This is a genomic window from Hymenobacter sp. APR13 (assembly GCF_000737515.1).
Lineage (GTDB): Bacteria > Bacteroidota > Bacteroidia > Cytophagales > Hymenobacteraceae > Hymenobacter.
In genome coordinates, this window is the sequence record NZ_CP006587.1 from 3,801,408 (window position 1) to 3,827,739 (window position 26,332).

At 63.0% G+C, this 26,332-nt stretch carries 19 protein-coding genes; 7 read left to right on the top strand and 12 right to left on the bottom strand.

Going from position 1 to position 26,332, the window contains the following annotated elements; all coding sequences use genetic code 11:
* Positions 1-145: 145 nt before the first annotated feature.
* The gene (locus N008_RS15820; protein ID WP_044018938.1) at positions 146-1,234 is read right to left on the bottom strand and encodes an efflux RND transporter periplasmic adaptor subunit; all 1,089 of its coding nucleotides are present in this window, start codon (positions 1,232-1,234) and stop codon (positions 146-148) included.
* 338 nt (positions 1,235-1,572) lie between these two features.
* On the opposite strand from N008_RS15820, the gene N008_RS15825 reads away from it, so the two are divergent.
* Positions 1,573-3,711, top strand: coding sequence for a glycoside hydrolase family 97 protein (locus N008_RS15825; RefSeq protein WP_052381626.1), 2,139 nt, complete (start codon positions 1,573-1,575; stop codon positions 3,709-3,711).
* Positions 3,712-3,916: 205 nt separating this feature from the next.
* Positions 3,917-4,900 carry a hypothetical protein gene (locus tag N008_RS15830; RefSeq protein ID WP_044017397.1) on the top strand — a complete coding sequence of 328 codons (984 nt, stop codon included), beginning with the start codon at positions 3,917-3,919 and terminating at the stop codon, positions 4,898-4,900.
* 44 nt (positions 4,901-4,944) lie between these two features.
* On the opposite strand, the gene kdsB is transcribed toward N008_RS15830, so the two are convergent.
* Complete coding sequence (gene kdsB, locus N008_RS15835) at positions 4,945-5,697, bottom strand: 3-deoxy-manno-octulosonate cytidylyltransferase (RefSeq protein WP_044017399.1); 753 nt, start codon at positions 5,695-5,697, stop codon at positions 4,945-4,947.
* Positions 5,698-6,014: 317 nt separating this feature from the next.
* Here kdsB and N008_RS15840 point away from each other — a divergent pair, with 317 nt between their 5' ends.
* Together N008_RS15840 and N008_RS15845 are read left to right on the top strand one after the other, a co-directional pair.
* Positions 6,015-7,007 carry a LysM peptidoglycan-binding domain-containing protein gene (locus tag N008_RS15840; protein ID WP_052381627.1) on the top strand — a complete coding sequence of 331 codons (993 nt, stop codon included), beginning with the start codon at positions 6,015-6,017 and terminating at the stop codon, positions 7,005-7,007.
* Between the two features lie 119 nt (positions 7,008-7,126).
* Positions 7,127-7,921 carry a TIGR02757 family protein gene (locus N008_RS15845; RefSeq protein WP_231569728.1) on the top strand — a complete coding sequence of 265 codons (795 nt, stop codon included), beginning with the start codon at positions 7,127-7,129 and terminating at the stop codon, positions 7,919-7,921.
* 345 nt (positions 7,922-8,266) lie between these two features.
* Here N008_RS15845 and N008_RS15850 read toward each other — a convergent pair whose 3' ends face one another.
* From N008_RS15850 to N008_RS15860, 3 genes are all read right to left on the bottom strand, one after another.
* Positions 8,267-9,844 carry a hypothetical protein gene (locus N008_RS15850; protein WP_044017403.1) on the bottom strand — a complete coding sequence of 526 codons (1,578 nt, stop codon included), beginning with the start codon at positions 9,842-9,844 and terminating at the stop codon, positions 8,267-8,269.
* Positions 9,845-9,984: 140 nt separating this feature from the next.
* On the bottom strand, positions 9,985-10,620 hold the full coding sequence (locus N008_RS15855) for a hypothetical protein (RefSeq protein WP_044017405.1): 636 nt from the start codon (positions 10,618-10,620) through the stop codon (positions 9,985-9,987).
* A 2-nt stretch (positions 10,621-10,622) separates the two neighbouring features.
* Positions 10,623-11,645: a WD40/YVTN/BNR-like repeat-containing protein gene (locus tag N008_RS15860; protein ID WP_044017407.1), complete on the bottom strand. Its 1,023-nt coding sequence runs from the start codon at positions 11,643-11,645 to the stop codon at positions 10,623-10,625.
* 175 nt (positions 11,646-11,820) lie between these two features.
* Between N008_RS15860 and N008_RS15865 the strand changes: the two genes are divergently transcribed.
* From N008_RS15865 to rlmF, 3 genes are all read left to right on the top strand, one after another.
* Positions 11,821-14,238, top strand: a complete 2,418-nt coding sequence (locus N008_RS15865; protein ID WP_044017409.1) for an endonuclease MutS2 — start codon at positions 11,821-11,823, stop codon at positions 14,236-14,238.
* Positions 14,239-14,469: 231 nt separating this feature from the next.
* Positions 14,470-15,108, top strand: coding sequence for a Pr6Pr family membrane protein (locus N008_RS15870; RefSeq protein ID WP_071884634.1), 639 nt, complete (start codon positions 14,470-14,472; stop codon positions 15,106-15,108).
* A 44-nt stretch (positions 15,109-15,152) separates the two neighbouring features.
* The gene (gene rlmF / locus N008_RS15875) at positions 15,153-16,076 is read left to right on the top strand and encodes a 23S rRNA (adenine(1618)-N(6))-methyltransferase RlmF (RefSeq protein WP_044017410.1); all 924 of its coding nucleotides are present in this window, start codon (positions 15,153-15,155) and stop codon (positions 16,074-16,076) included.
* Between the two features lie 448 nt (positions 16,077-16,524).
* Here rlmF and N008_RS15880 read toward each other — a convergent pair whose 3' ends face one another.
* The 7 genes from N008_RS15880 to N008_RS15910 form a co-directional block, all read right to left on the bottom strand.
* Positions 16,525-18,843: a phospholipase D-like domain-containing protein gene (locus N008_RS15880; RefSeq protein WP_044017413.1), complete on the bottom strand. Its 2,319-nt coding sequence runs from the start codon at positions 18,841-18,843 to the stop codon at positions 16,525-16,527.
* A 120-nt stretch (positions 18,844-18,963) separates the two neighbouring features.
* Complete coding sequence (locus tag N008_RS15885) at positions 18,964-19,947, bottom strand: fibronectin type III domain-containing protein (RefSeq protein ID WP_044017415.1); 984 nt, start codon at positions 19,945-19,947, stop codon at positions 18,964-18,966.
* Between the two features lie 360 nt (positions 19,948-20,307).
* Positions 20,308-21,330 carry a hypothetical protein gene (locus tag N008_RS15890; RefSeq protein WP_044017416.1) on the bottom strand — a complete coding sequence of 341 codons (1,023 nt, stop codon included), beginning with the start codon at positions 21,328-21,330 and terminating at the stop codon, positions 20,308-20,310.
* 94 nt (positions 21,331-21,424) lie between these two features.
* Positions 21,425-22,453 carry a UDP-N-acetylmuramate dehydrogenase gene (gene murB / locus N008_RS15895; protein ID WP_044017417.1) on the bottom strand — a complete coding sequence of 343 codons (1,029 nt, stop codon included), beginning with the start codon at positions 22,451-22,453 and terminating at the stop codon, positions 21,425-21,427.
* 131 nt (positions 22,454-22,584) lie between these two features.
* Positions 22,585-23,988 (bottom strand): sugar MFS transporter, encoded by a 1,404-nt coding sequence (locus N008_RS15900; RefSeq protein ID WP_044017418.1) that lies wholly within the window; start codon positions 23,986-23,988, stop codon positions 22,585-22,587.
* 505 nt (positions 23,989-24,493) lie between these two features.
* Positions 24,494-25,159 carry an aquaporin gene (locus N008_RS15905; protein WP_044017419.1) on the bottom strand — a complete coding sequence of 222 codons (666 nt, stop codon included), beginning with the start codon at positions 25,157-25,159 and terminating at the stop codon, positions 24,494-24,496.
* A gap of 89 nt (positions 25,160-25,248) precedes the next feature.
* Complete coding sequence (locus N008_RS15910) at positions 25,249-26,298, bottom strand: hypothetical protein (protein WP_044017420.1); 1,050 nt, start codon at positions 26,296-26,298, stop codon at positions 25,249-25,251.
* Positions 26,299-26,332: the final 34 nt, after the last annotated feature.

Sequence of the window (26,332 nt, forward strand, 5' to 3'; positions counted from 1 at the left end):
GCTGTTAGAAGGCCGTCATGCTGAGCTTGTCGAAGCATCTCGCCTGCTTCGTTGGATTAGTAGCGCAACGACTGCACGCGAGATGCTTCGACTGCGGCTGCGCCTTCGCTCAGCATGACGTTCTTCTTCTGAGAAATGCCCGCTATTATTCTGAATACACTTTCAGGTGCGAAATCACCGACTTCGGCTCCGCGTAGGTGAAGCGGATTTTGTCGCCTTCCTTCACCTTGCGGATGCCTTCGAGCATGATTTTGTCGGTGGCTTTCAGGCCGGCCGAGATGATGTAGAGGTCGGGCATTTCGGAGGCCACGGTTACCTCGGTCTGGTGCACCTTGTTCTTGGCATCCACCACGTACACAAACTTCTTCTCCAGCACCTCAAAGGTGGCTTTCTGCGGAATGATGACGGCGTTTTTGAGCGGTACGGTCATCAGGACCGAGCCGGTTTCGCCGTTGCGCAGCAGGCCGTCGGGGTTGGGGAAGGTGGCCCGGAAGGCAATGTTGCCGGTTTCGTTGTTGAAGTCGGCCTCGATGGTTTGTACCACGCCGGGGTACTTGAACTCCTCGTTGTCGGCCATGCGCAGCTTCACCTTGGTTTCGGCTTCGGTGCGGGCGTGGGCTTTGTAGGCCAGGTACTCGGCCTCGGGCACGTTGAAATACACCCACATCTTGCTGTTGTCGGAGAGGGTGGTCAGCAGGTCGCCCTCGTCCACGAGGCTACCCAGCCGGGCCTGGAAGTGGTCCATCATGCCGCTGAACGGGGCCCGGATGGTGGTGAAATCGAGGTGGGTTTTGGCCAGCCCGACTTCGGCGTTGGCCTTGTCGAGCTTGGCCTGGGCCAGGGCCAGCTCACTGCCCGATACGATGTTCTTGTCGGCCAGCTTCTTGGTGTTCTGGTACTCTAGGCTCACGTAGTTGGCCTCGGCCTTCGACTTCTGCAGCTCGGCCTTGTACACCATGGGCATGATCTGGAACATGAGCTGCCCCTGCTGCACGCGCTGGCCTTCGTCCACGTAGATCTTCTGGAGGTAGCCCTTTTCCAACGCCCGCACCTCAATGTGCTGGTACGCATGAATCTGCGACACGTACTCCTTGGTGATGGTCGTGTCTTTCTGGAGCGGGCTGGTGACGAGGAACTTGATTTTCTCCTCTTTCTCCTTGTGTTCCTTGGAGCAGCTGGTGCCGCCGTACAGTACGCCCACGCCCATGAGCGTCAGCAAAAACCTTGTTTTCATATGCGCGTTGCGTGCCATCCTGATTTGAATGACACAAAGCAACCGCCGTCTTCATGAAGGCCGTGTGAAGCCGGAAAAATCGTTCCGGGCCGTAGCGCACAGTAGCGCGAACTTTGTAGTTCGCGTCCCCGCACCGATAGAATCGTTTGAATGATGTGGGGGCGCGAACTACAAAGTTCGCGCTACAGCCAGCCGTCGGGTGCGCCAAAAATCAATACCGCAGGTAAACCGGGCAACACAACGCTAGCATAACCCCACGGAGCAACGCAACTTGCACCCCTCATTCCTCGACCCTTGGCCCAGTGGGCCAACCCCACGCGTATTATCTCCTCCTCTGCATGAACCTACCTCGTATTCCCTTCCTGCCCGCCGCTCGCCGGGGCCTGCTGCTGGCGCTGCTAGCGTGGGGCGCCACGGCCCAGGCCGAAGACCTCCAGTCGCCGAACAAGCAGCTGACGCTGAGCGTGAACGTACAGGCCGATGGCGTGCCCACCTACTCGCTCAGCTACAAGGGCCGGCCGGTGCTCAACACCAGCAAGCTGGGCCTGGAGCTGCAAAACGCGGTGGCCCTTACCAGCGGCTTCACCCAAACCGCCGCCACCCGCCGCTCGGTGGATGAAAGCTGGAACCCGGTGTGGGGCGAGGTGAAAACCATCCGCAACCACTACAACGAGCTGGCCGTGACGCTCACCCAGCCCGCCACCAAGCGCGAAATGCGCGTGCGGTTCCGGCTGTTTGATGATGGCTTAGGCTTCCGCTACGAGTTTCCGCGCCAGCCCGAACTGGCCTACTTCGTGGTGAAGGAAGAGAAAACCCAGTTTGCCCTCAACGGCGACCACAAAGCCTTCTGGCTGCCCGGCGACTACGACACCCAGGAGTACAGCACCGTCACCTCCAACCTCTCGCAGGTGCGCGGGCTGATGAAGGGGGCTGTCACGCCCAACGCTTCCCAGACCACGTTTTCGCCCACCGGCCTGCAGACGCCGCTCATGCTCAAACGCCCCGACGGCCTCTACGTGAACATCCACGAAGCCAGCCTGATCGACTACTCGGCCATGCACCTGGAGCTCGACGACAAAACGTTTGTATTGGAGTCGCACCTGACGCCCGACGCGCTGGGCAACAAGGGCTACCTGCAGACGCCTTGCCAGTCGCCGTGGCGCACGGTGATTGTCAGCGACAAAGCGGCCGACATCCTGCAGTCCAAGCTGGTGCTCAACCTCAATGAGCCCACCAAGTTCCAGGACGTGTCCTGGATCAAGCCCGTGAAGTACGTGGGCGTGTGGTGGGAGATGATTACGGGCAAAAGCACGTGGTCGTACACCAACCAGGAAAACATCAAGCTCGACTCCATCGACTACAAAACCGTGAAGCCCAACGGCACCCACGGCGCCAACACCGCCCACGTGAAGGAGTACATCGACTTCGCCGCCAAGCACGGGTTTGATGCCGTGCTGGTGGAAGGCTGGAACACGGGCTGGGAAGACTGGTTCGGCAAGCACAAAGACTACGTGTTCGACTTCGTGACGCCGTACCCGGATTTCGACGTGCAGGAGCTGCACCGCTACGCCGAAAGCAAGGGCGTGAAGATGATGATGCACCACGAAACCTCGGGCTCGGTGCGCAACTACGAGCGGCACCTGGAGCAGGCCTTCCAGTTCATGAACGACAACGGCTACAACGCCGTGAAAACCGGCTACGTAGGCGACGTGCTGCCCCTGGGCGAGCATCACTACAGCCAGTGGCTGATCAACCACTACCAGTACGTGCTGGAGCAGGCCGCCAAGCACAAAATCATGGTGAACGGCCACGAGGCCGTGCGCCCCACCGGCCTGGCGCGCACCTTCCCCAACCTCATCGGCAACGAGGCCGCCCGCGGCACCGAGTACGAGTCGTTTGGGGGCAACAATGCCGACCACACCACCATTCTGCCCTTCACCCGCCTCATCGGCGGCCCGATGGACTACACGCCGGGCATCTTCGAGACGAAAATCAGCTCGTTCAACCCCAGCAACACGTCGTTTGTGCACAGCACCCTGGCCCGCCAGCTGGCCCTGTACGTGACCATGTACAGCCCGCTGCAAATGGCCGCCGACCTGCCCGAGCACTACAACCAGCACCTCGACGCCTTCCAGTTCATCAAGGATGTGGCCGTGGACTGGGATGATACCAAAGTGCTGGAAGCCGAGCCCGGCGACTACATCACCTACGCCCGCAAGGCCAAGGGCAAAAGCAGCTGGTTTATCGGCAGCACCTGCGACGAGCAGGGCCGCACCTCCAAAATCGACCTGAGCTTCTTGGATGCCGGCAAGAAATACGTGGCCACCATCTACGCCGATGCCAAGGACGCCCACTACGAGAAAAACCCCAAAGCCTACACCATCCGCAAGCTCAACGTGACGCGCAAATCCAAGCTCACGCAGTACTGCGCGCCGGGCGGCGGCTACGCCATCAGCGTGGTGGAAGCCGGCAAGTAAGCTGACTGCCAGCAAAAGCCCCGGCGGGGCGGCCTACCACGCGAGTGGGCGGCTGCTCCGCCGGGGCTTTTGGTGTCTAAAGCGGCCGGCCGGTGCCGCCAGGAGCGGCCCGACAAAGCAGCACTTTTCCGTTGCCGTATGAAGGTAGAAGTGTAGCTTTACCGCAATTCCGGCAGGCCGGCCTACCCTTTATTTAGTGATTGTTATGAACGCCAAGCGCGTTGCAGCGGCCCTGTTGTGGGTGGCGCTACTATTGTGCGGAAGTTGCCGCTTCACCCCCGAAGAAATTCCGGCTACCATCACCACCAAGGCCACGCCGCAGCACCAGCGTATACCTGGTACGCACATGCTGTTGGCCGCCCCTGCCGAGTACGAGCTCAACCCGCAGGAACATCTGCTGCGCCTCAATCCGCTGCAGTTTGTGCAGGTGGTGGAGTTCCCCGGGGTGAAGTTTGCCGCTTACCTGGAGCAGCTGCAGAAAGAGCTGGCCGGCCAGCCTGACATCCCCGCCACCGCCCTGCGCCACCTCACCTACAACGGCCGCCCGGCCGTGTTCCTGACGCAGCCTTACCGCCGCGGGCCCGGCCTGACGGCGGCGCTGCTGGCTTTTGGCGACAGTAGCCGGGTTACGCTGCTTGTCGGCGTGTATCCTAAGTTCATGCCCGGCGCGGCTACCACGTGCCAGCAAATACTGCTCACGGCGCACTACGACCCAGCCGTGAAAGTGCAGGAACAGGAGGTTTCGGGCTTTCAGGCAAATATGCTGGATACCGATTTTCGGCAGCTCACTCCCCAGATGGGGCGCTGGACAGTATATGTGCCGCAGGGGCGTATCGGGGCCGATGGTGATACGGCGCATGCCACGCTGTTTCGGGTATGCACGCTGCCGCCCATTGCCGAACGCACTACGGTTCAGGATATAGCCGTGTCCATCATCCGGGAATACCGTACGGTGGCCAGCGTGGAGAACGTGCAGGAAACCCACAACACCATCAACGGCCACTACGCCTACGAAAACGTCATAACCTTCAACTACGCGGGCAAAGAAGGCCGGGCGCTGGTGCTGCTGCTGAGCACGCCCACCGGGATACTGGTATTCGACGGGCGCGCCTACGAGCAGCCGGAAGTACGGCTGGAGCAGTTCATGCGCCTGGCCAAGGCCATGCGGCTGGCGCCACCAGCGTCTTAGGTTCCTGAGTGGGCTATGCCCCGGGAGCAGCCGCGGCGAGGGTACTAGCCGTTGGCTTCCGTCAGGTACCGCAACGCCCGCTCCACATCTTCCGGCGTGTCGATGCCGATGGTTTCCAAGGTGGTTTCGGCGGTCTGGATGCGGTAGCCGGCTTCCAGCCACCGCAGCTGCTCCAAGCTCTCGGCCAGCTCCAGCGGCGAGGGCGGCAGCTGCGTGATTTCGCGGAGCACGTCGGGGCGGTAGGCGTAGAGGCCGATGTGGCGCAGGTAGCGGTGGTGCGCCAGCCACTCGGCCTGCGGATGCTGGCGCTGGTAGGGCAGGGGGTGGCGGCTGAAATACAGGGCCTCGCCTTGGGCATTGAGCACCACTTTGGGCAGGTGGGGGCTGAACAGCTCTTCCTCGCTGATTACGGGCTTCACCAGTGTAGCCAATTGCGGCGGCGCGGGCGCGGCAAACAGCTGCACCAGCGCGTCGATCTGGCTGGGGTGGATGAAGGGCTCGTCGCCCTGGATATTGACGATGCAGTCGGCCTGCACGCCCAGCTGCTCGTAGGCGTCGCGCACCCGGTCGGTACCGCTAGGGTGGTCGGGGTGAGTCAGCACCGCCTCGCCACCAAAGCCGCGCACGTGCTCCAAGATGCGCTGGTCGTCGGTGGCTACCACCACCCGGCTCAGGCTGGACTGCTGGGCCCGGCGCACCACCCGCTCAATCATGGTCTGGCCGCCCAGGTCAACGAGAGGCTTGCCGGGCAGGCGGGTGGAAGCAAAACGGGCGGGAATGATACCGATGGCAAGCATTAGGCGAGTAGGTGTAGCGCGAAGCCTTTGCTTCGCGTATCGTGGAACAGGAACAAATATCGTTGCGCGTCAGGCAACGGCAGGTGGCAGCGCGCAGCGTCGGCTTTGCGGGTTGCGGGCAGGCCTCATGGCGGCAGTCAGCAACTACGCTCAAAGCCGAATCCTGGCGCTTCCATCTTCAAAACAAACAATAAAATGCGGCACTGGTACCGCAAAGCTCGGCTACTGCGCCCGAATGCCTAACTTTCGGCAGAATTTATGCACGGCCCCGGCTTTTTGCCGTTTACCGGCCGTAGCTGCTTTTGCTTGTTGTTTCTATGTTCCGATTCTCGTTGCTGTCCGCCGCGCTGGTTTTCTCTGGGTTCACTGCTTCCGCCACCGGCCTGGTGGCCCTGCCCGATTCCATAGGGGTGGAATACCGGAGTGGCAAAATGCTTATCCGGCACCGCGTAGCGCCCGGCGAAACCCTCTACGGCCTGGCCCGCCGCTACCGCGTACCCGTCGAGCAGATTGTGGAAGCCAACAACGGCCAGAAAGGTGCCCTTACCACTGGTCAGATTGTGCTGGTGCCGCGCCAGCGCGTGGTGATGAACGCCTCCGACAACCCACGCCCCGCCGCCCCCGCCGCTGCTACCCGCAGCCTGCCTACCGACAGCCGCGGCAACCGCGTGTACAAAGTGGAGGCCGGCCAGACCCTGTTTGCCATTGCCCGCAAGTTCAACACCACGCCCCAGGCGCTGGCCGAGCTGAACAACTTCGCGCCCAACTACAACGTGCGCCAGGGCCAGACGCTCATCGTGGCGGCCGGCACTGCCGCCCCTGCCCGCCGCGAAACGCCCGCCGCCCCCGCCACCCGCGAGCCGGCTACGCGTGAGCCGGCCGTGGCTACTGCTCCCGTCCGCGAAACGCCCCCCGCGGCCCCGGCTCCGCGCCCGGAAACCGCCGCGCCGCGCCCCGCCGACTCAGCCACTTCCACTGCTGCGCCCACCACCACCCGCGAGAAGCCCGAGGAGCGCGCCCCCACCCGGGCCAGCGAAATCGTGCGCCGCGTGACGGAAAGCGGCCTGGCCACCAGCATCCCCAACAGCACCACCGACAAGTACCTGGCCCTGCACAAAACGGCCGAAGTGGGCACCATCATGCAGGTGCGCAACATCATGAACGGGCAGTCGGTGTACGTGCGCGTTATCGGCAAGCTGCCGGATACCGGCGAAAACAGCAACATCCTGGTGCGCCTCTCGCCCCGCGCCGTGCAGCGCCTGGCCACCCCCGACGCCCGCTTCCGCGTGGAAACCAGCTACGTGCCGTAAGCGGTAAGAGAAACGCAGTCAATAATACCAGCACGTCATGCTGAGCTTGCCGAAGCATCTCTACCGAGGGTAACTCAATGGTTACGACGAAGCGGGAGAGATGCTTCGGCAAGCTCAGCATGACGTTCTTCTTTGGTGCCACACCTTCCTCCTCCATGAACCACGCTCAGGTCCGCACCATCCTCGATGAGAATTACGCCCGCTACAACCAGCCGGCGTTTATCCTCAATGACCCCATCCAGATTCCGCACCGTTTCACGCAACGGCAGGATGTGGAAATCAGCGGGCTGTTTGCGGCGCTGCTGGCTTGGGGGCGGCGGCCCACCATCATCAGCAAGGTAACCGAGCTGCTACAGCGCATGGACAACGCGCCCCACCAGTTCATCCTGCAGCATCAGGATGAGGACCTGAAGCGCCTGTTGGGCTTCTGCCACCGCACCTTCTGCGACACCGACCTGCTCTACTTCGTGCACTGGCTGCGCTGGTTTTACACCCGCCACAGCACGCTGGAAGACGCCTTCTTGCACGGCCGCACCCAAAAGGAGCGGCTGGAAAACTTCCATAATCTGTTCTTCAGCCTCGACGACGCGCCCCACCGCACCCGCAAGCACGTGGCCACTCCGGCCCGCGGTTCGGCCTGCAAGCGCGTGAACATGTACCTGCGCTGGATGGTGCGCCAGGACGCGCACGGCGTGGACTTCGGCCTCTGGACCCGCCTGCCCATGGCCGACCTCGTCTGCCCCTGCGACGTGCACGTAGAGCGCGTGGCGCGCCGCCTGGGCCTGTTGGAACGCAGGCAGATGGACTGGCTGGCCGCCGAAGACCTCACCGCCCACCTGCGCACCTTCGACCCGCTCGACCCCGTAAAGTACGACTTCGCCCTGTTCGGACTGGGCGTGGAAGGGGAGATGTAGGCGCCGGCTGGCACCGCGCAAAAGGGGGGCGGCCGGCTAAACAGTCAGCCATAAGCGCTGAGTATGTAAACCCCAGTTGCGGGGTTGCCGCGTAGCCCCGGAGGGGCGACAGGTTGGTAGCACATCAGTCGATAAACGGAACAAAGCCCCAGCGGGGCGACACCTGAACCGGGCGGTCAGGGTGTCGCCCCGCTGGGGCTTGCGGCAATGCTACGGCGATACTTCCACCGACATACCGCCCCTCTGGGGCTACGCGGCTGCTCCGCAACGTGAGTTGTTTATATGATTGATAAGATATTATTAATCATATAACTGAACAATGTCTGAGCGCTCATAGCTGACTGCTTACTGCAGCGTGTAAAGCTTAATCACGCCGCCCTGCCGCTCGGTTACTTCCAGCAGCAGGCGAGGGCCCCCGCCGGCCGCCTGCGCGCTGATGTAGCGGCGGTACGGCTGCTTGTCCTTGGCCTTGAGCACCAGCATGTAGGCCTGCTTGTGGGCGGGGGCGCTGGTCTGGAAGTAGTAGGCGGGCAGAATCTCGCCCATCACCGGCGTGCTGATGTACTGGGTGTTGTAGGAAAAGTGCTTGACGGTCGGGGCCAGCTGGTACACGTATTCGTCGGCCAGCTGGACTTTGCGGCGCTCTTTTTCCGGCGTCACCACCACCTTCTCAAACGCCAGCTCGGGGCTGAAGTACAGCAGCGCGTGGCTGTCCTTGAGGGCCACATCGGCCACGAACTGGCGGCTCACCAGGTCCTGAAACACCATGGCGCCGTCGCTTTCGCCCAGCTGCTTCACCAGGTTTTTCTGCTGCGCCGGCAGCACATCGGCGTAGGCCACCTGCTGGTGCGACACCAGCTGGCCGGTGGGGGCAAAGCGGTCCAGGAAAAAGCCGGCCGTGACGGGGTCCTGCATGAGCCGGCTTTTGGCCGTCTGCTGGTAGGCCCCGCTCACCAGCACCTGGCCGGCTTCTGCATCCAGAAAAAAAGCGGCGGGCTGCAGCAGCTTGCCCATGATACGGTAGTCGCCGAGGCCCAGGCCGGGCTGCATGGCGGGCGCCACCTGCCGGCCCAGGTTGTCGAAGGCCAGCAGCTCGTACTGCTGCTGCATGATGGGCTCGGGCGTGGTGCCGGCGCTGGACTTGTAGCGGCGGTAGAGGTAGGTGATGCCCTGGTGGTGGCCAAGCGGTGCCCAGAACTCCTTGAAGTTCGGTGCCCAGCGGCTGTTGTTGAGCGGGGCCAGGTTGAGCGGGGTGCGCTGCGTGGTGTTGCGGGCCAGGTCGAAGGAGTTGAGCACGTACTCGTCGGTGCCCTGCCGGCTGTTCTGCTCGCGGCTCACCTGGTAGAACACGTTGCCCTCCACGTAGCTCAGCACGCCCTTGACGGTGGTATGCTGCGGAATCTTGGTGTAGGGCAGCACCATCCGCTGCGTGGTGCCGGTGGAGTCCAGGCGCTGCAGCAGAATGTCATGCTGGTGGATGTCGTCCTTTTTGTCCAGGCGGTCCAGGTCCTTGTCCACCACTTCGGCCGCGTAGAGCGTGTTGCCCTGGGCAAACACCTCCAGCGGCTCCAGCGTGGGGTACAGCTCCTCCACCCAGGCGCGGTTAAACGTCCCCGCTGGCTGCTGCGGGTCGCGCAGCACTTGCAGGCCCTGCAGCTTCGCCACCGATTTTTCCCACTTCACCTTGCCATCGGGCTGCAGCAGCAGCACCCGCACAGTGCTTTCCTTGGGCTTCGACACGAACAGGGCCACGTTGCCGTTCTGCAGCTGCAGCACCGCGCCCGGAATTTCCTTTTTATCCAGGGTGATAGTGGCGGCCAGCTTGGTCTGGGCTGTTGCAGCTACTGAAAAAACACTCAGCAGCCCGCAGGCCGCTACTGCACCGTACCGGACAGCAGGCCGGTCTTGAAAGGAAAAAAGCATGTTGGGGAAAGAGAAGGAGAAATGGGGATTTGGGCGCTTTAAGCAGTAAAACCTGAGCAGGCAGCCAGCCAAATTCGTCTGGCTACCCGCTGCTCGTAAGTGGCTTATTGTCTAATCACTAAAGACTTGTATCTGAATACTCAAAAAGAAAGGCCCATGACGGCCGTGAGCTGCTGCCGGATGGAGACGGCCTCCACCGGCCCTTCGCTGGAGTAGTCGGCGTAGAGGCGGCTGGGAAGCAGGTCGGCGGTCAAGCGCAGGTACAGGTTGCTGCGCCCGAAGGTGCGCGCGCCCTCCAGCAGCACGCTGGGCGAGCGGAACGGCAAACTGTAGAGCGCATACCGGTAGCCGGCGCCCACGCCCACGCCCCACGCCCGGTCCGATTCGCGGGTGGCCTTGCAGCCGTAGCGCCAGGTCACGTACTCCGGAAAATCGAGCACCGCCGACCCGTTGAAGCCGTAAATTTCCTGCGGCGCGCCCAGCAGCCCGCCGGCCACGTTCAGCGAGAGGCCCACGGCCTGGTCGGCGCTGATTTTCCACAGCGGCGCATCGTAGGCCAGGCCCAGCGTCGTCAGCACGGCCCGGCTCCGCACCGTGGTCAGGGCGTATTCGCCGCGGGCCTGGGTGGCGGTGGGCTGCTCTAGTAGCTCGGCGTAGGAGGCGCGCACCGGCACCGTGCCCGCCCCCAGGTACATCGAGAAATTGCTGGTTTGGGCGCGGGCGGTGCCGGCCAGGCCCAGGCTGGCAGCCAGCAGCAGCAGATAAAAACGGGCCATACTTAGTGGTAGTCGAATCGGGAAATCGTGCCGGCTTCGCCCACGGCGTAGAGCGTGGCGGCATCGGCAAAGTCGGCGCTGCGGTACACGTGCTGCAGGCTCTGGCCCGTCGGGCCCGTCAGGTTCACCCAGGGCGTCACGTCGGGCTGGGCGGCGTATGTTGGGAAGTTGCGCAGCACGGTTTTCCAGCCCACCGCCACCACTTCGGATTGCCACTGCGCGAAATCGTGCACCGGCACATTCAGCAAGTCCTGCGCCGATACCTGCCGGTACTGCCGGGTGGCCGCGTCGTAGGTCATGGCCCGGAACGATTTGGCTTGGCCCAGGTCGTCGACGCCGCTGACCAGGTAGTCGGTGCCGTTGGGGTAGAGGTGCAGGTCGAACACGCGGGCGGGCATGGGCCACTCCACCGGCTCCCAGGTGCGGCCGCCGTTGCCGGTCCGGAAGCACTGGTTGGTGCCCACCGCCAGGCCCACCTGCGTCGTGGCAAAGGCTACGGCCTGAAAGTCGCCGTTTACCGGCGGCCACACCGCAAACACGTAGTCGCGCCAGGTGCGGCCGCCGTCGGTGGTGTGGCTCAGCAGGCCATCTTCGCCCACCAGAAAGCCCGTGGCGGCATCCAGCATCTGCACGTCGGTGATGGCCGAGTAGGGCAGGTACTTCACCCGCGTCCAGGTGCGGCCGCCGGTGGTGGTATGGTAGAGGCCGGTGGCCGTGAGGGCCAGGCCGGTACCGGGCGACGAAAAGTGCAATTGCCGGATGTCGCCCAGGGCGGCGTTGCTCAGGTTCTGCCAGCTGGCCCCGGCGGAGGTGGTGCCCAGCAGGATGCCATTCTCGCCGCCCACAAACCCGGTGGCCGAGCCAACAAAATCAACGCTCAGCCAGGTGGTGCCCGCTACGGCAGGCGGCACGGCCAGATTCCGGTACCGGATGGTGGCGTGCTTTTCCAGGACGGTAATATCTGGTGAACAGCCGGTTAGCGCCAGGCTGAGGCAGGCGCCGCACCAAAATAAAATTCTATTCATAGATCAATAAAGATGCGGCCAAATATAGCTGGGCCTACAGGAGAATTAAAACAGCGCCGGGCAGTTTGCCAGAGAAATTCCGGCCCATAGCCGACACTTTCCCTGGCCCTGAATCTTTCCCGCCCTATATCCTGTTTACCTTTACACTCCATTCCGATTTCCAAGACAACCCGATTTGATTTTACCTCAGAACTTCGAGCAGAAAATAGGCTTCGCGCAGCTGCGTGAAATGCTGGAAAGTATGTGCCTGAGCCCACTCGGCCGCCAGTTTGTGGCCAAAATGGTGTTCCAGACCAAGCACGACCAGCTGCACAAGCTGCTGCTCCAGACCGACGAGTTCCGCTTCCTGCTGCACAGCGGGGCCGACTTCCCCAGCCAGCACTACCACGACGTCAATCCGCAGCTGGTGCGCGCCAGCCTGCCCGGCGCCTACCTCGACGTGGCCGCCTTCTTCGCCGTGAAGATGAGCTTGCGCACCATCCGGCAGGCCCTCACCTTCTTCACCCAGGCTGCCGAAGACCTGTACCCCACGCTGCGCCTGCTCGGCATTGGCGTGCAGGTCGACCGCAACCTGCTGGCCGCCCTCGACAAGGTGGTGGACGACGAAGGCCTCGTGCGCGACGATGCCTCGCCGCTGCTGCGCCAGCTGCGCCAGGAGCTGATTACGCGCCAGGGGCTGCTGCGCAAGCAGATTGCGGGCATCCTGCGCCACGCCAAAAACGAAGGCTGGATTCCCGGCGACGCCGAGCCCACCATCCGGGGTGGGCGCCTGGTGCTGCCCGTGGTAGCTGAGCACAAGCGCCGCGTAAAAGGCTTGATCCACGACGAGTCGGCCTCGGGCCAGACGGTGTACATCGAGCCCGAAGCCGTGTTCGAGCTCAACAACGACATCAAGGACCTCGAAAACGCCTACCAGCGCGAGCTGATCCGCATCCTGACGGCCCTCACCGACCAGCTCCGGCCACACATTCCGGATTTGCGCAAGGCCTACCAGTACCTCGGCCTGATCGACTTTATCCGGGCCAAGGCGCGCCTGGCTCTGCGCCTGGAGGCCACCCTGCCCATCCTGCACCCGCGCCCCCAGCTGCTCTGGAAGCAGGTGCGTCACCCGCTGCTCTACTTCACCTTCCTGGGCCACGCCAAAGACGACCCGCGCGAAGTGGTGCCACTCGATATCGAGCTGACGCCGGAGCAGCGCATCCTGCTGATTTCGGGGCCGAATGCCGGCGGTAAGTCGGTGAGTATGAAGACGGTGGGGCTGGTGCAGTATATGCTGCAGTGCGGCCTGCTGATTCCGGCCGGCGAGGGCTCGGAAGCGGGCATGTTCGACGACATTTTCCTGGACATCGGCGACGAACAGAGCCTGGAAAACGATTTGAGCACGTACTCGTCGCACCTGCTGAGCATGAAGCAGTTCGTGACGCTGGCCGGCAAGCGCAGTTTGGTGCTGATTGACGAATTCGGCACCGGCACCGAGCCGGCGCTGGGCGGCGCCATTGCCGAGGCCGTGCTGGAGCAGCTCAACCGGGCGCGCAGCTTCGGCGTCATCACCACCCACTACACCAACCTCAAGAACTACGCCGAGCGCACGCCCGGCATCGTGAACGGGGCCATGCGCTACGACCCTGAGCAGCTGCAGCCGCTCTACCGCCTCGAAATCGGGAAGCCGGGCTCGTCGTTTGCCATCGAAATTGCCCGCAAAATCGGTTTGCCCAAGCAGCTGGTGGAGCGCGCCACCCAGCTCGTCGGCAAAGACAAAATCCGCTACGACCGGCTGCTGGAAGGCCTGGAAAAGGAAAAGTCAGACCTCGAAGCCCGCACCGCCGAAGCCGCCAAAGCCGAGCGCCGCCTGAAAAAAGCCGCCCAGGAATACCAGGACCTCAAGAAGTACCTCGACGATACCACGCTGGAGGTGCTGCGCGAGGCCAAGCAGAAAGCCAAGCTGCTGCTGCGCGACACCAACCAACAGATCGAGGCCACCATCCAGGAAATCCGCCTCGGCCAGGCCGACAAGGACCGCACCAAGGAGGCCCGCGGCAAGCTCGACACCTTTGTGCGCGAGAAGCTGCAGATTGAGCCGCCCAAGCCCAAAGCCACCCGCGAGCTGGCCGAGGTCGGCACGCTGAAAGCCGGCGACAAAGTGGCGCTGATTGGGCAGGAAGGCTACGGCGAGCTGATGAGCGTGAAGGGCAAAACCGCCGAAGTGAGCTTCGGCGGCATGAAAACCATCGTCAAGATCAGCCAGCTCGAAAAGCTGACGCGCTCCGAAATCCGGGAGCGGGAAAAGGAGTCGGCGCGCCGGGCCCCGGCCCAGTACGCCGGCTTCGACACCACCGGCAAGATGTCGAGCTTCAGCCCCACGCTGGATTTGCGCGGCGAGCGGGCCGAGGACGCCCTCACCAAAATCACGGCCTACGTGGATGATGCCGTAATGCTGGGCGTGCCCGAAATCAAGATTCTGCACGGCCGCGGCAACGGCGTGCTGCGCCAGGTGGTGCGCGACTACCTGCACCGCACCCGCCAGGTGGCCAGTGTAGCCGACGAGCACGCCGACCGCGGCGGCGACGGCGCCACCATCGCCGTGCTGAAGTAGGATCACGGATTAGCACGGATTGTCCACTGATTGCACGGATTTTGTGGACGGCAGCAGCAATACAAAGGGTCTGGCGAAACGCGTGAGCGGCTTCGCCAGACCCTTTTTTGGTGTGGGCGCCACGGCCTAAGCAGAGCGTGCCGGCCACTCACCGGCTCTGAAACGATTGTGCTATATTCGGCAGGATTGATTTTTCGGCTACCGTCGCACCTGCTTTCCGTGCTGAGCATCATGCAAGATTCCCGTCGAATTTTCTGGCCGGCACTAGCCGGGGCTCTGTTGGCGCTAACGGGGCTGCTGGCGCAGTTCTACGTCACGTTCAGCAGCCGGCAGCTGCCGCCGCTGGAAACCGTCGTGCGCTTCTTCAGCTTCTTCACCATCCTGACTAACACGCTCGTAGCCGGTTATTTTCTGGTGCGCAGCCTGAGGCCGGAGTCGGCGGCCGGGCGCTGGGCGGCCCGGGTGGAGGTGGGTACGGCCCTCACGGTGTACATCCTGGTGGTGGGCGTGGTGTACCAAGCGGTGCTACGCGGGCTGGTGTCACTGGCCGGCTGGGGCATCCTCGCCGACAACATCCTCCACGGCCTCGTACCTTTGTACATGCTGGGCTTCTGGCTGCTGCGCATTGCCGGGCAGCCGGTGCGCTGGCGCACGTTGCCGTACTGGCTGCTTTATCCGGCTGCTTACCTGGCCTACACGCTGCTGCGCGGGCCTTCTGCCAGCTTCTACCCGTATCCGTTCGTGGATGTGGCGGCGCTGGGCTACGGGCCGGTGCTGCGCAACTGCCTGCTGGTGCTGGTGGTCATGCTGGCTATTTCGGTGCTGCTGGCCGCGTTTTCCAACTGGCGGCACCGCCGCTCGTTGGCCTGATCATTAAAGCCGCTGGGCTTTTACCTTTTTACCCCCTTCTCATTTTGCATCCCCGCAACCCCCACGCCGACCGCTACGATTTTCCGCAGCTGATTGCCGCCAGCCCGGCGCTGGCGCCGTTCGTAACGGCCAGCCCCCACGGCGACCAGACCATTGACTTCGCCAACCCGGCCGCGGTGAAAGCCCTCAACCAGGCCCTGCTGAAGCAGTTCTACGGCGTTCAGCTCTGGGACATTCCGGCCGGCTACCTGTGCCCGCCCATCCCGGGCCGCGCCGACTACCTGCACCACGCCGCCGACCTGCTGGCGGCCCTACACGGCGGCACCGTGCCGCGCGGCAAGCAGGTGCACGTGCTCGACATTGGTATCGGGGCCAACTGCGTGTATCCCATCATCGGCACCCACGACTACGGCTGGCGCTTCGTCGGCTCCGATATTGACCTGGTGGCCCTGAAATCGGTGAAGATGCTGGTAGCGGCCACCCCCGGGTTGTCGGGCCGGGTGGAAGTGCGCCAGCAAACCCACGCCAACTACATCTTCGACGGCATCGTGAAGCCCCGCGAGGAGTTCGACCTGACGGTGTGCAACCCGCCGTTCCACGCTTCGGAGGAAGATGCCCTGGCTGCCAACCAGCGCAAAACCCGCAACCTGGGCCAGCCCCGCACCGCCGAGCCGGTCCTCAACTTCGGCGGCCGCAACACCGAGCTCTGGTACACGGGCGGCGAAGAAGCCTTCGTGCGCAACCTCGTGGAGCAGAGCGTGCCGCTGGGGCCGCGGGTGCTGTGGTTCAGCACGCTCATCTCCAAGAAGGAAACCCTGCCCAGCATCTACCACTTCCTCAAAAAAGCCGGGGCTTTGGAGGTGAAAACCATCGATATGACCCACGGACAGAAAGCCACCCGCGTGGTCGCCTGGACCTTCCAGACCCCCGAGCAGCAGCAGGCCTGGGCCACGCGGCGCTGGAAATGAAATATCATCGACTGCATATCAGTTTCGATAAGCCTAGCTTCAAAACCTTCGATAGTATCACACAAATCATCGGTGTAAACCCGGAACCGTGGAAGCGGATATTGCTTGACGCAGATAAGCCTCAGTCATGGTCATACTTGGTCGTCTCAAGTGATGAGGATCCAAACTTCGACTTCATTAATGTCTTTTTAGACTTGTTAGAACCAAAGTTTGAGGCCTTGCATAGAATCGGTGTTGGGAAAGAAAGTATCAGCCTTAATCTCACTTACTGCTACACGTTACAATGCGGAATAGGCTTCAACGCCCAAGAAATGCTTCGATTAGGGGCAAGCGGTATAGGACTAGCCATTGACTGTTTTGAAGAGAAATACAATACAATAGCTCCATAAAAAAAGGCGGCTCCCAAATCTGGGAGCCGCCTTTTTTTATGGGGCTTACTGCGAGAAGCCTACTCCACCACCACACGGCTCATCTGCGTGGCTTCGGGCGTCACAATCTGCACCATGTAGAGGCCGGCGGGCAGCTGCGAGGCGTCTACGGCCACGTCCTGGCCGGAGAGGGTGCTGGTCTGGTTGAGCACCACGCGGCCGGTGGCGTCGCGCAGGGTGATGGTGGCGGTGCGGGCCTTGCCGGCCTGCAGGCGCACGGCAAACTGGCCGCGCGTCGGGTTGGGGTACACCTGCACGCTGCTTTGCTGCACGGTGGCGTTCTTGTTGCTCAGTACCAGGTTGCAGACCTGCACGCCGCGGTTCTGCTCGGCAATGCGGGCCGCAAACTCCTGGTAGTACTGATTCACGATGCGCGGCTCGTGCACGATGAGCGTGTTTTCGTCATTCTCGGTGTTGGCCGAGAGGCTCCAGTTGTGCGAGCCCACGAACACCTGCGGGTCCGACTGCGAGGCGCCGGCGTCGATGATGGCGTACTTGTGGTGCATGATGCCGCTGGTGTTCTTCACCATGCCGCGGGCCCCGATGGCCTGCCGGATGGTGCGCAGCACAGCGCCCGAGTTCGTAGAGCTGGTATCGTTGTTGAGCACCTCGGTGCAGGCCGCTATGTTGCGCAACTGCACCTGGTCGCGGATGGCGCGCCCGATGTCAGTCTGGGTGTTGAGCATGGTGGCAATGTGCAGGTCGAAGTCGGCCGTGCGGATGGCGTCGATGAGGCGGCCATTCACGTTGTCGGTCGGCGAGAACCACGATTCCACCAGCTTGCCGCCGATGTTGAGGTAGTGCGGGGTGTTGTCGGTTTTGCGCGAGCCGAACTTCACGGCGCCCGTGGCAGCGCCGCTGCCGCCCCACATTTCTTCGAACTCCATCTTGTACACGCGGGCCAGCGCCTGGTCCTGCACCACAACCACGTTGTTGCGGTCCGTGGACAGCTGCGCGCCGGTCCAGTTGGTGGAGCCGGTCCACACCCACGGCACGTTGGGGTTGGTGTCCTCAGCATCGATAATCACAAACTTGTTGTGCATGATGCCTTGGATGGTGCCGGTGCCGGTCTGGGTACGGCCCGTGCGTGCCACGCCGGCGTTCAGGCTCGGAATGCTGAGGTTGGCGTTGTCGTCCTCATAAATCACGCGCACCCGCACGCCGCGGGCCTGGGCGGCGTTTACGGCAGCCAGAATGGTGGGGCTGTTCCAGTTGTAGATGGCAATATCGAGGGTGGTAGTGGCGCGGCCGATGTAGCGGGCCAGCGTGTCAGCCACGGTTCCGCTGGGCAGGAACAGGGCATTGTTGCCGGGCAGGGCCAGCGTGTTGTTCACCGGGTTGGTGAAGTAGGCGCGCATCTTGCCGCTGGAAAGCGAGGCCGTAATCATGGGCACCACCCGCGACTCCGACAGGCCGGTGGCGTTGGTGGAGCTGGCTTTCACGAAGTACACCGTGGCCGGCTGCAAACCCGTGATGGCCAGGCTGTGGCTGGTGGTGCTGGCGGCGCTGGTCACGGCCGTGAACGGGCCGGTGGCGCTGGTGGCGTACTCCAGCTTGGTGTTGCCGGCATTCTGGGTGAGGAAGTTCACCGTGAAGCCCGACGTCGTGATGTTGGTCGGGAAAGGCGTGTTCACCACGTTGGGTGTGTTGCCCTGGCGGAAGTCCTCGTAGAGGCGCGGCAGCAGCTGGTAGCCGGGGCCGGTGGGGCCGGGCGCGGTGGTCGTGAACTGGCTCATGATGCCCACGGCATCAAAGGTGCCGGTAGGCGAGGGTTTGCCGATGAGGCCGTACGGGCCGGTGGAAGCGGCATTCACGTACAGCACCGTGGAGGCGTTGTTGTTGATGCGGAACGTGGTGCTGCTAAACGAGGTAACGGCCGCGCCGGTGGACGTGTTGATGGACGTGGCGCCGGTGAGCTGCACCAGGCGGCCTTCGTACTGCTCGGCGTAAGCGGCCGTGAAGCCCCCGGCCGGAAACTGCACCGGCGCCGGCAGCGGCCGGTTGCCGGCCAGCACCGTCAACGACGACACCGGATCCAGCTCCAGCAGCCCGCGGAAGTCCTTGAGCGTGCCCGTTACGATGATGGAGTCGCCGGGCACAACGCCTGTGGTGAGCGTAGTGGAGTACACTCCGATGCCGGCCGTGCCGTCCTGAATGTAGCGGATGGCCCCCAGCTCGGGCCCGTTCGTGACGATGCCGCGCACCGTGACGGTGGCGCCCGACGTGTTGAAAGCCGGCGCCTGGGCCCGGGCCGCGGCTATCGTAACAGCCGTCTGGGCCTGGGCAGGCCGGAAAGCAGCCATGCCGCAAAGCAAGGCCAGCAGAGTAAATTTCTTCATGCAGGAAAAAAGAAAAGGAAATGCGAGATGCTGAAACCAAAAGCGGCTGCAAATATCCTGATTTTCAATTAGAAAACCACTTGCCGGAACGGTCTCGGCCCGCAAAAAACGGCGGTGCTATTACCGGGTAGTGCGCTTTTTGGTGTCCGTAATCATGGGCACGGCTGGGGAGGCTGAGGTGCCTACAGCATTGGTGGCCGACACCCGCACGTAGTACACGGTGCCAGGCTCTAGCCCGGTAAGGTCGATGGTGTGCGAGGTGCCGGGAGTAGTGAGCTGCACTTTCTGGCCCAGGGCGGTGGTTGTGCCGTATTCCACCGTAGCCGTACCGAGGTTGCGGGTGGTGAAGTGCACCGTAAAACCAGTGCGGCTGATAGCCGTCGGGACCGGCTCGGCCACGATGACTGGCAGGCCGCCACCCACTACAAAGTCGGTGGAGAGGCGGGGCAGCAGCTGGTAGCCGCCGCTGCCGGTGTTGGTGAACTGGCTGAGCATGCCCAGCAGGTCGTATTCGCCGGCCGGCATGGGTTTGCCCACCAGGCCAGTTTCACCGGTAGAAGCAATGTTGACGCGAATGGGCGTGGTTTTCTGGCCGTTGAGCAGGTAATTGGTATTGCCTTTGAGGGTCTCGGCGGGCGTGCCATCGGGCATTGTGAGGCTACTCAGGCCTTTGATATGCAGCAGGCGGCCCTCATTGGCTTCAATGAACAGCACTTCTGCCCCGGCGGCCGTAGTTTCGAGCATGGGGATGCGGCGGCCGCTGGCCAACTTCTGCACTGTAGCTACGGGGTCCATTTCGAGCAGGCCGCTGTAGTTTTTGAGCGTGCCCGTGAGCTGCACACTGTCGCCGGGCTGCAGGGCGGAAAAGGCGGGATTGTTGAGCGAAAAAGCGGCCAGCCCCGCCTGTTTATCCTGCACGAAGCGCAGCTGTCCCAGTTCGGACCCGTTGCTGATAATGCCGCGCACCGTGACGGTAGCGCCCGGCCCGGCCAGACGAGCAGCCTGAATGGTGCTGAGCGAAGAAGCTGCCGGCGCATGAGCCCGCTGGGCGTGCACGGCCGGCAAGGCGCTGAGTACCAGAGCGGAGAGTAACAGAATTTTCATGAGGAAGCGTGAGCGGTTGGGTTGGGTAGGAGCGGAGAGCAGTGGAGCAGGCCGGCTGGTAGAAAAAGCCGGAAAGAGGTTTCGGTAAAAATACAATATAGCCGGCAAAGCCTCATGTCCGGCCGTTACCTTTTTCACGTCCCGAAAATCAGGTTGCCAAACCAATTAGCGACCTAAATGCTTCATATGAAAGCACTCTTGCCGCTACAGTAGTTGCCGGAAAGTTTACCGTATTGTCCTGAATGATTACATAACAGTAACATTAGGATGCAATTTTGGTGGCGGCAGAGGTGTGCCTGCGTTGCCGGAGCGTCTGGCGAATGGCCGCAAGAGGCGGGCAATTGCCCGAAGCGCCGGCAGCTACTCTTTGGGCGTCTGGGCCGGATCGGTGGGCTCGCCGGCGCTGGCGGCGCTACGCCGGCGCGAATCGGTGGCAATGAGCACCACCGGGCTCAGGGAGTTGCCAGCCGCATTGGTGGAGGAGGCACGTACGTGGTAAGTGGTGCCTGGCCGCAGGCCCGTGAGGGTAATGACGTGCGTGGTAGTGAGGGCGGCATTGGTTACCACCGATTCCAGCTCGCCGGTGCGGCCAAAATCAATGCGGGTATCACCGGGGTTGAGGGTGGTGAACTGCAGCTTCACAGTCTGGGGGCTGGTTTCGAGGGCTACGGGCACGCCCACTACCACCGGCTTGCCGAAGCCTACTTCCAGGTCGGCGTAGGAGCGGGGCAGCAGCTGGTAGAAGCCGCGGCCGCCGCCGGGCGCGTACTGGCCCATCAGGCCCATCACCGAAAACTCGCCGCTGGGCGCCGGAGCTCCTATCAGGCCCTGCACTCCGCCGGCTGTGGCCTGCACCCGCAGCACGGCCCCGTGCTGGCCACCCAGCAGGTAGCTGGTGCTGGCCGCCAGCGTGCGCGCGGCCACTCCAGCCATGGTAGTCAGAAACGGCACGCCGGTGATGCGCACCAACCGGCTCTCAAAGGCCTCGTCGTAAACGCTGGCCAGGTCTTCGAAGGCTACTTCGTGCAGCGGCAGCGGGCGGCGCTGGGCCAGCCGCCGGGTCCGGCTGATGGAGGTTAGCTCCAGCAGTCCGTTGTAGTTGCGGAGTGTGCCCTGCAACTCCACACTGTCGCCGGGCTGTAGCGCCACAAAGGCTGGGGCGTTGGAGTAGGCTGCCAAGCCGGCGGTCTGGTCGAGCAGGTAGCGCACGCCGCCCAGCTCGGGCCCGTTGGCCACCACGCCGCGCACGATGAGCACCGACCCCAATGTGGCCCGCCGGGCCTGCCCCAGCCGCAGAAACTGCGGAGCCTGCGCCCAGGCCGGTGAAACAGTCAGTGATAAGAGCAGAAAGCAAACAAACAGGGCGGGCCGGCGCAGAAACATGCAAGAAGCGGGAGTTGCAGAATGGGACGCAAGGTGCGTCGTTGGCCGCAAAGCTGCAAATTCCTGACTAGGTCGCCAATAGATTATATAAAGCTTACATAATATTTACTTCGGGATGCAGCTCGATGCCAAACTTTTCCCGAACTGAAGCAATGATTTCGTAGGCTAGGTCGCGGATGTCCTGGCCCTGCGCGCCACCGTGGTTGACGAGCACCAGCGCCTGCCGGTCGTGCACGCCGTGGGGGCCGCGGCGCAGGCCTTTCCAGCCGCATTGCTCAATCAGCCAGGCGGCCGGCACTTTCACGCCGCCGGGCACGGGGTAGCCGGGCAGGCCCTCGTAGCGGGCTTTCAGCTCATCGAAGCGGGCCTGTGAGATTTCCGGGTTTTTGAAGAACGAGCCGGCATTGCCGATCTGGGCTGGGTCGGGGAGCTTGCTGCGCCGGATGCTGCTCACGGCCTCGCTCACCTGGCGCGGCGTGGGCTCGTCGGCCACGCCCATGTCCTGCAGGGTGGTCTGAATGTCGCCGTAGCGTACGTTGGGCTGGGCGCGGCGGTGCAGGCGCAGCAGCACGCCCGTCACGATATATTGGTTTTTCAGCGCCCCCTTGAACACACTTTCGCGGTAGCCGAAGCCGCACTCCTGGGCCGAAAACGTGCGCAGCTGGCCGGTGGCCGTTTCCAGAGCTTCCAGCTGCTCAAACGTGTCCTTGAGCTCGGCCCCGTAGGCCCCGATGTTCTGCAGCGGCGCGGCGCCCACCGTACCTGGAATCAACGACAAGTTTTCGATGCCGCTCAGGTCCTGGTCGAGGGCGTACTGCACGAGGCCATGCCAGCTCTCGCCGGCCCCGGAGCGCACCAGAGCGCTGTCGTCGTCCTGGCTGATGATTTCCAGGCCGCGGATTTCGTTTTTGAGCACTACGCCGTCGAAATCCTGGGTGAAGAGCAGGTTGGAGCCGCCGCCCAGCACCAGCTTCTCGGCGGCCTGCACCTCGGGCAGCGCCAGCAGCGCGCGCAACTCGTCTACGGAGTGGAAGCGGGCAAACAGGCGCGCCTGCACATCGAGGCCAAACGTGTTGTAGGGGCGAAGCGAAACGTGGTGTTCCAGAACGGGAGCCGAGGCCATAGCAGTAGCGGTAAGCGGAAAAGGTTGCCGGGCAAAGGTACGTTGCCAGCCGATCTATGAAAGAAACCGGCCCGGCGCCAGCCCGGTGGGCAGCGCCGGGCCGGCGTCGGGCAGCAGCAGTAGGAGCGGGTTTAGCGCACCCGGTAGCCGTTCAGGGCGTAGAACAGCAGGTAGGCGTAGCAGAGGGCCGGCAGCACAAACGCCACCCGGATGCCGCCGCCGTGCGTGGCCAGCAGCCCCATCAGCGGCGGAATGATGGCCCCGCCCACGATGGCCATAATCAGGTACGACGAGCCTTGCTTGGTGAATTTGCCCAGGCCGGTAATGGCCAGCGGAAACACCACCGGCCAGATGATGGCGTTGCAGAGGCCGCACAGCACCACCAGCCACAGCGCGGTTTCGCCGGAACTCAGGATGGAGAGCAGCACGAACAGCGTGCCGGCGGCGCATACGCCGGCCAGCAGCTTGCGGGCATCGAAGCGGGTGAGCAGCGGAATACCGACGATGCGGCCCACCATCACCCCAAACCAGTACGACGACACCAGCACCGCGCCCACGGCCTTGGTGAAGCCGCTGCTGGTATCAATCGGGTCGGGGGTGTTGCCGAACAAAGCGGCGGCCCAGCTGGTGGCCACGCTCAGGCCGCGCACCAGCTCCTGCGTGAAGCCGCTGAGCTGGCTGATGTTCTGGCTTTCGCCGTAGCGGATGATAAATGAGCCGATGCCCACTTCCACGCCCACGTAGGTGAAAATGGCCACTACGCCCAGGGCCAGGTGGCGGAAGTCGAGGGCGGAGCGGCGGCCGGTTTCGGCGGCGGCCTGCGCGGCGGCGGCTTCCTCATCGGCGGGCAGGCTTTCTACCTCGGGCAGGCGCACCAGGAAAAACAGCGCCGCCAGCACCGCCAGAAACACGGCCAGCCCCAGATACAGCGGCTTCACCAGCGTGGCTTCCTGGGTGAGGCGCTGCTCCAGTGGCAGCTGCGCCAGCTGGGCCTTCAGCACGGCCGAGCCGCCGAACAGAATCAGCCCGCCAATAAGCGGCGAAATGGTGCCGCCCAGCCCGTTGGCCACGCCCACGATGCTTACTCGGCTGGCAGCCGTGCGCGCCGGCCCCAGCACCGATACGTAGGGATTGGCGGCCACCTGCAGCAGCGTGATGCCCGCGCCCAAAAAGCTCAGCGCCAGCAGAAATAGCCCGAACGTGCGCGAATTGGCGGCCGGCACAAATAGCAGCGCCCCGCAGGCCATAATCAGCAGCCCCAGCACAATGCCGCGCTTGAAACCCATCCGCTCCAGCAGCTTGCCCGCCGGCAACGACATCAGGAAATACGCCCCAAAAAAGGCCGACTGCACCGCCGTGGACTGAAAATCGGTGAGCTGGCACACGTCCTTGAGGTAGGGCATGAGCACGTCGTTGAAGTTGGTGACGGCCCCAAACAAAAAGAACAGGGTGGTCATCAGCACCATCGGGCCCGCGTAGGAGCGGGTGGTGCCGGCGGGGGCAAGCGGGGTGGAGGACGTAACGGGAGCAGCCATGCAGGGGCGGGGTAGAAGGAAAAAAAGCCGGCCCGGGGCCGGCTAAGCAATGCTACGGAGTTTTTGGCAGAAGTGCAGCGGGAGGCAAGCATAGCCGAATGAACAGCCCGCAACAGACCTCTGCCTGCAACGAATTATAGCGTATTCTACATGTTGTTCACTTCCTGCTACTTCCGGCCATAGGTTTCGAATAGCCAAATGCCAACCATTGGCAGTAGTAAAACGAAGGATATAACCAGATAAAAAGGCCGTTTAGACGTGGCCTTAATAGCCACTATGACGAAGCCGATTTCATACATAACCAGCAACGCAATTGTAACATAACCCATGAATAGAGCCGCGGTACCAGCTGCGTTGCCACTATACTCAGAGTATTCCTTCTAGTAGAGAAAATGCACAACGAAAAGCCACCAGGAGAAATACAGTAGCAATGCTGCTACTGCAACGCCAAAGGAGCTATTGAGGAACTTGATTGTGTCTTTCATGGAGCACGAGCTTTTAAGGCCTACTCGCACTCTTCCACCGGCACCGCCGGCCGCGTCAGGAACTGCCAGGTAAAGACGGCCGCAATGGCGCCCACGGTAGGCGCCACCAGGTACAGCCACAGATGCTCCATGTGCCCCGATACTAGCGCTGGCGCCACCGAGCGGGCCGGGTTCATGGACGCCCCGCAGATGGGCCCCGCAAACATGGCTTCCAGCAGCACCACCGCCCCGATGGCCAGCCCCGCAAACATGCCCTGCTCCTTGGAGCCGCAGGCCACGTTCAGAATCACGAGCATCAGGAAGTAGGTGAGAATAAACTCCAGCACAAACGCCTGCCCCTCAGATCCGGCCGGCAGCGTGGCGCCCAGCAGCGCGTTGGCCGGAAACAGGTAGCGCAGCACCGCGCTGGCCAACACGGCCCCGGTTAGCTGGCTGATGATGTAAGGCAGCACCTGCCGCCCCGCAAACCGCCCCGCAATGGTGAAGGCTATCGTCACGGCCGGGTTGAAGTGCGCGCCCGACACGTTGCCCAGCGCGTAAATCATGGCACTCACGATGAGCCCGAACGTCATGGCCACGCCCACGTGCGTGATGGCGCCGTGCGTTTCCTGGTTGATGATGATGGCGCCGGTGCCACAGAACACAATGGCGAAGGTGCCCAGAACCTCAGAAACGTACCGCTGCATTATATCGAAATAAGGAGGATAGCCAGGCATACGGCCTGCCGGGGCGCGCCGGATTGGGGCGGCCAACGCAAACAAACGGATTTTCCGGCTTACAGCGGAAACTGCCGGCGCAGCTGCTGGTAGCCGGGGTGGTCGTCGAGGCTGGTGAGGCTCTCAAACATGCTGATGAAGGTGCGCACCAGCTCGGGGTCGGTGGTTTGCAGGGCCCGGGCCTCGGCTACCCGATCCAGGTTATACTGGCCCAGAAACACCACCAGCGCCCGAAACGGCTCTTTGGCCTCAGCATCGAAGCGCAGCAGCAGCTGCAGGGGCAGCACCGGCACCAACTGATGGATGCCCAGGCCGGCGGCCCGCTGCTCGGGGTGCTCGGATAGGGTCTGGAAGGCGTCTTCGAGCTGGCGCAGGGTGGCCAGGTGCTGGTCGCGGTGCTCAGTCCAGTAATCCGGGTCAACGCTTTCGGCCTCGGGATGAAACTGCTGCCACACGCCCTGCACGAAGTGGTGCAGGCGGCCGTGCTGGTCGGCGGTGGGCGGCAGGGCCTCGGGCGTTTCGTCGGCGGCCAGCGTGGCCAGGTAGAACTCGCGGGCGTCGCGGGCGCGGTCCAGCAGCAGGTCGTGGATGCGGTCGGTGAGGGCGCGCATCTCGCGCTGGTTGAGCTCGGGGCGGTGGTGGCGGGCGTAGAACGTACCAATGGCGGCCGAGTCCGTCATGATGGCCAGGTATTCGCTGCCGGCCGACTCTTCCAGAAACTCCGCCATGCGCACCATAATCGGCTGAAAGCCCTTGTACAACTCCCGCGTGGCGTCGCTGATGGTCACGACGGCACTTTTGATTTGCTGCTCCACGGCGTTGGAGCTTTCCACCAGCTGGCGGGTTTCGGCGGCCAGTTGCTGGGTTTCGCGGGCCAGCGCGTGCATCTGTTGCATGGCCTGGTCGGAGTTGCGGGAGGCCTCATCAGCCGCCTTCCAGCTCTGAAACGCCACGAACAGCCCCAGAAACGAGGCCACGCTGCCGATGATGGAATAGTCGCCGTTGAGGGCCTGGTAGGAGGTATGCCCCAGCACGGCCAGCGCCACAAACAGGGCCAAATAGAACAGGGAGTTTTTGTTGGGGTCGAAGAGAAAGGAATGGCGGGCCATGGGAGCGGGGTGGGGGATAAGTTTGGCGAACGAC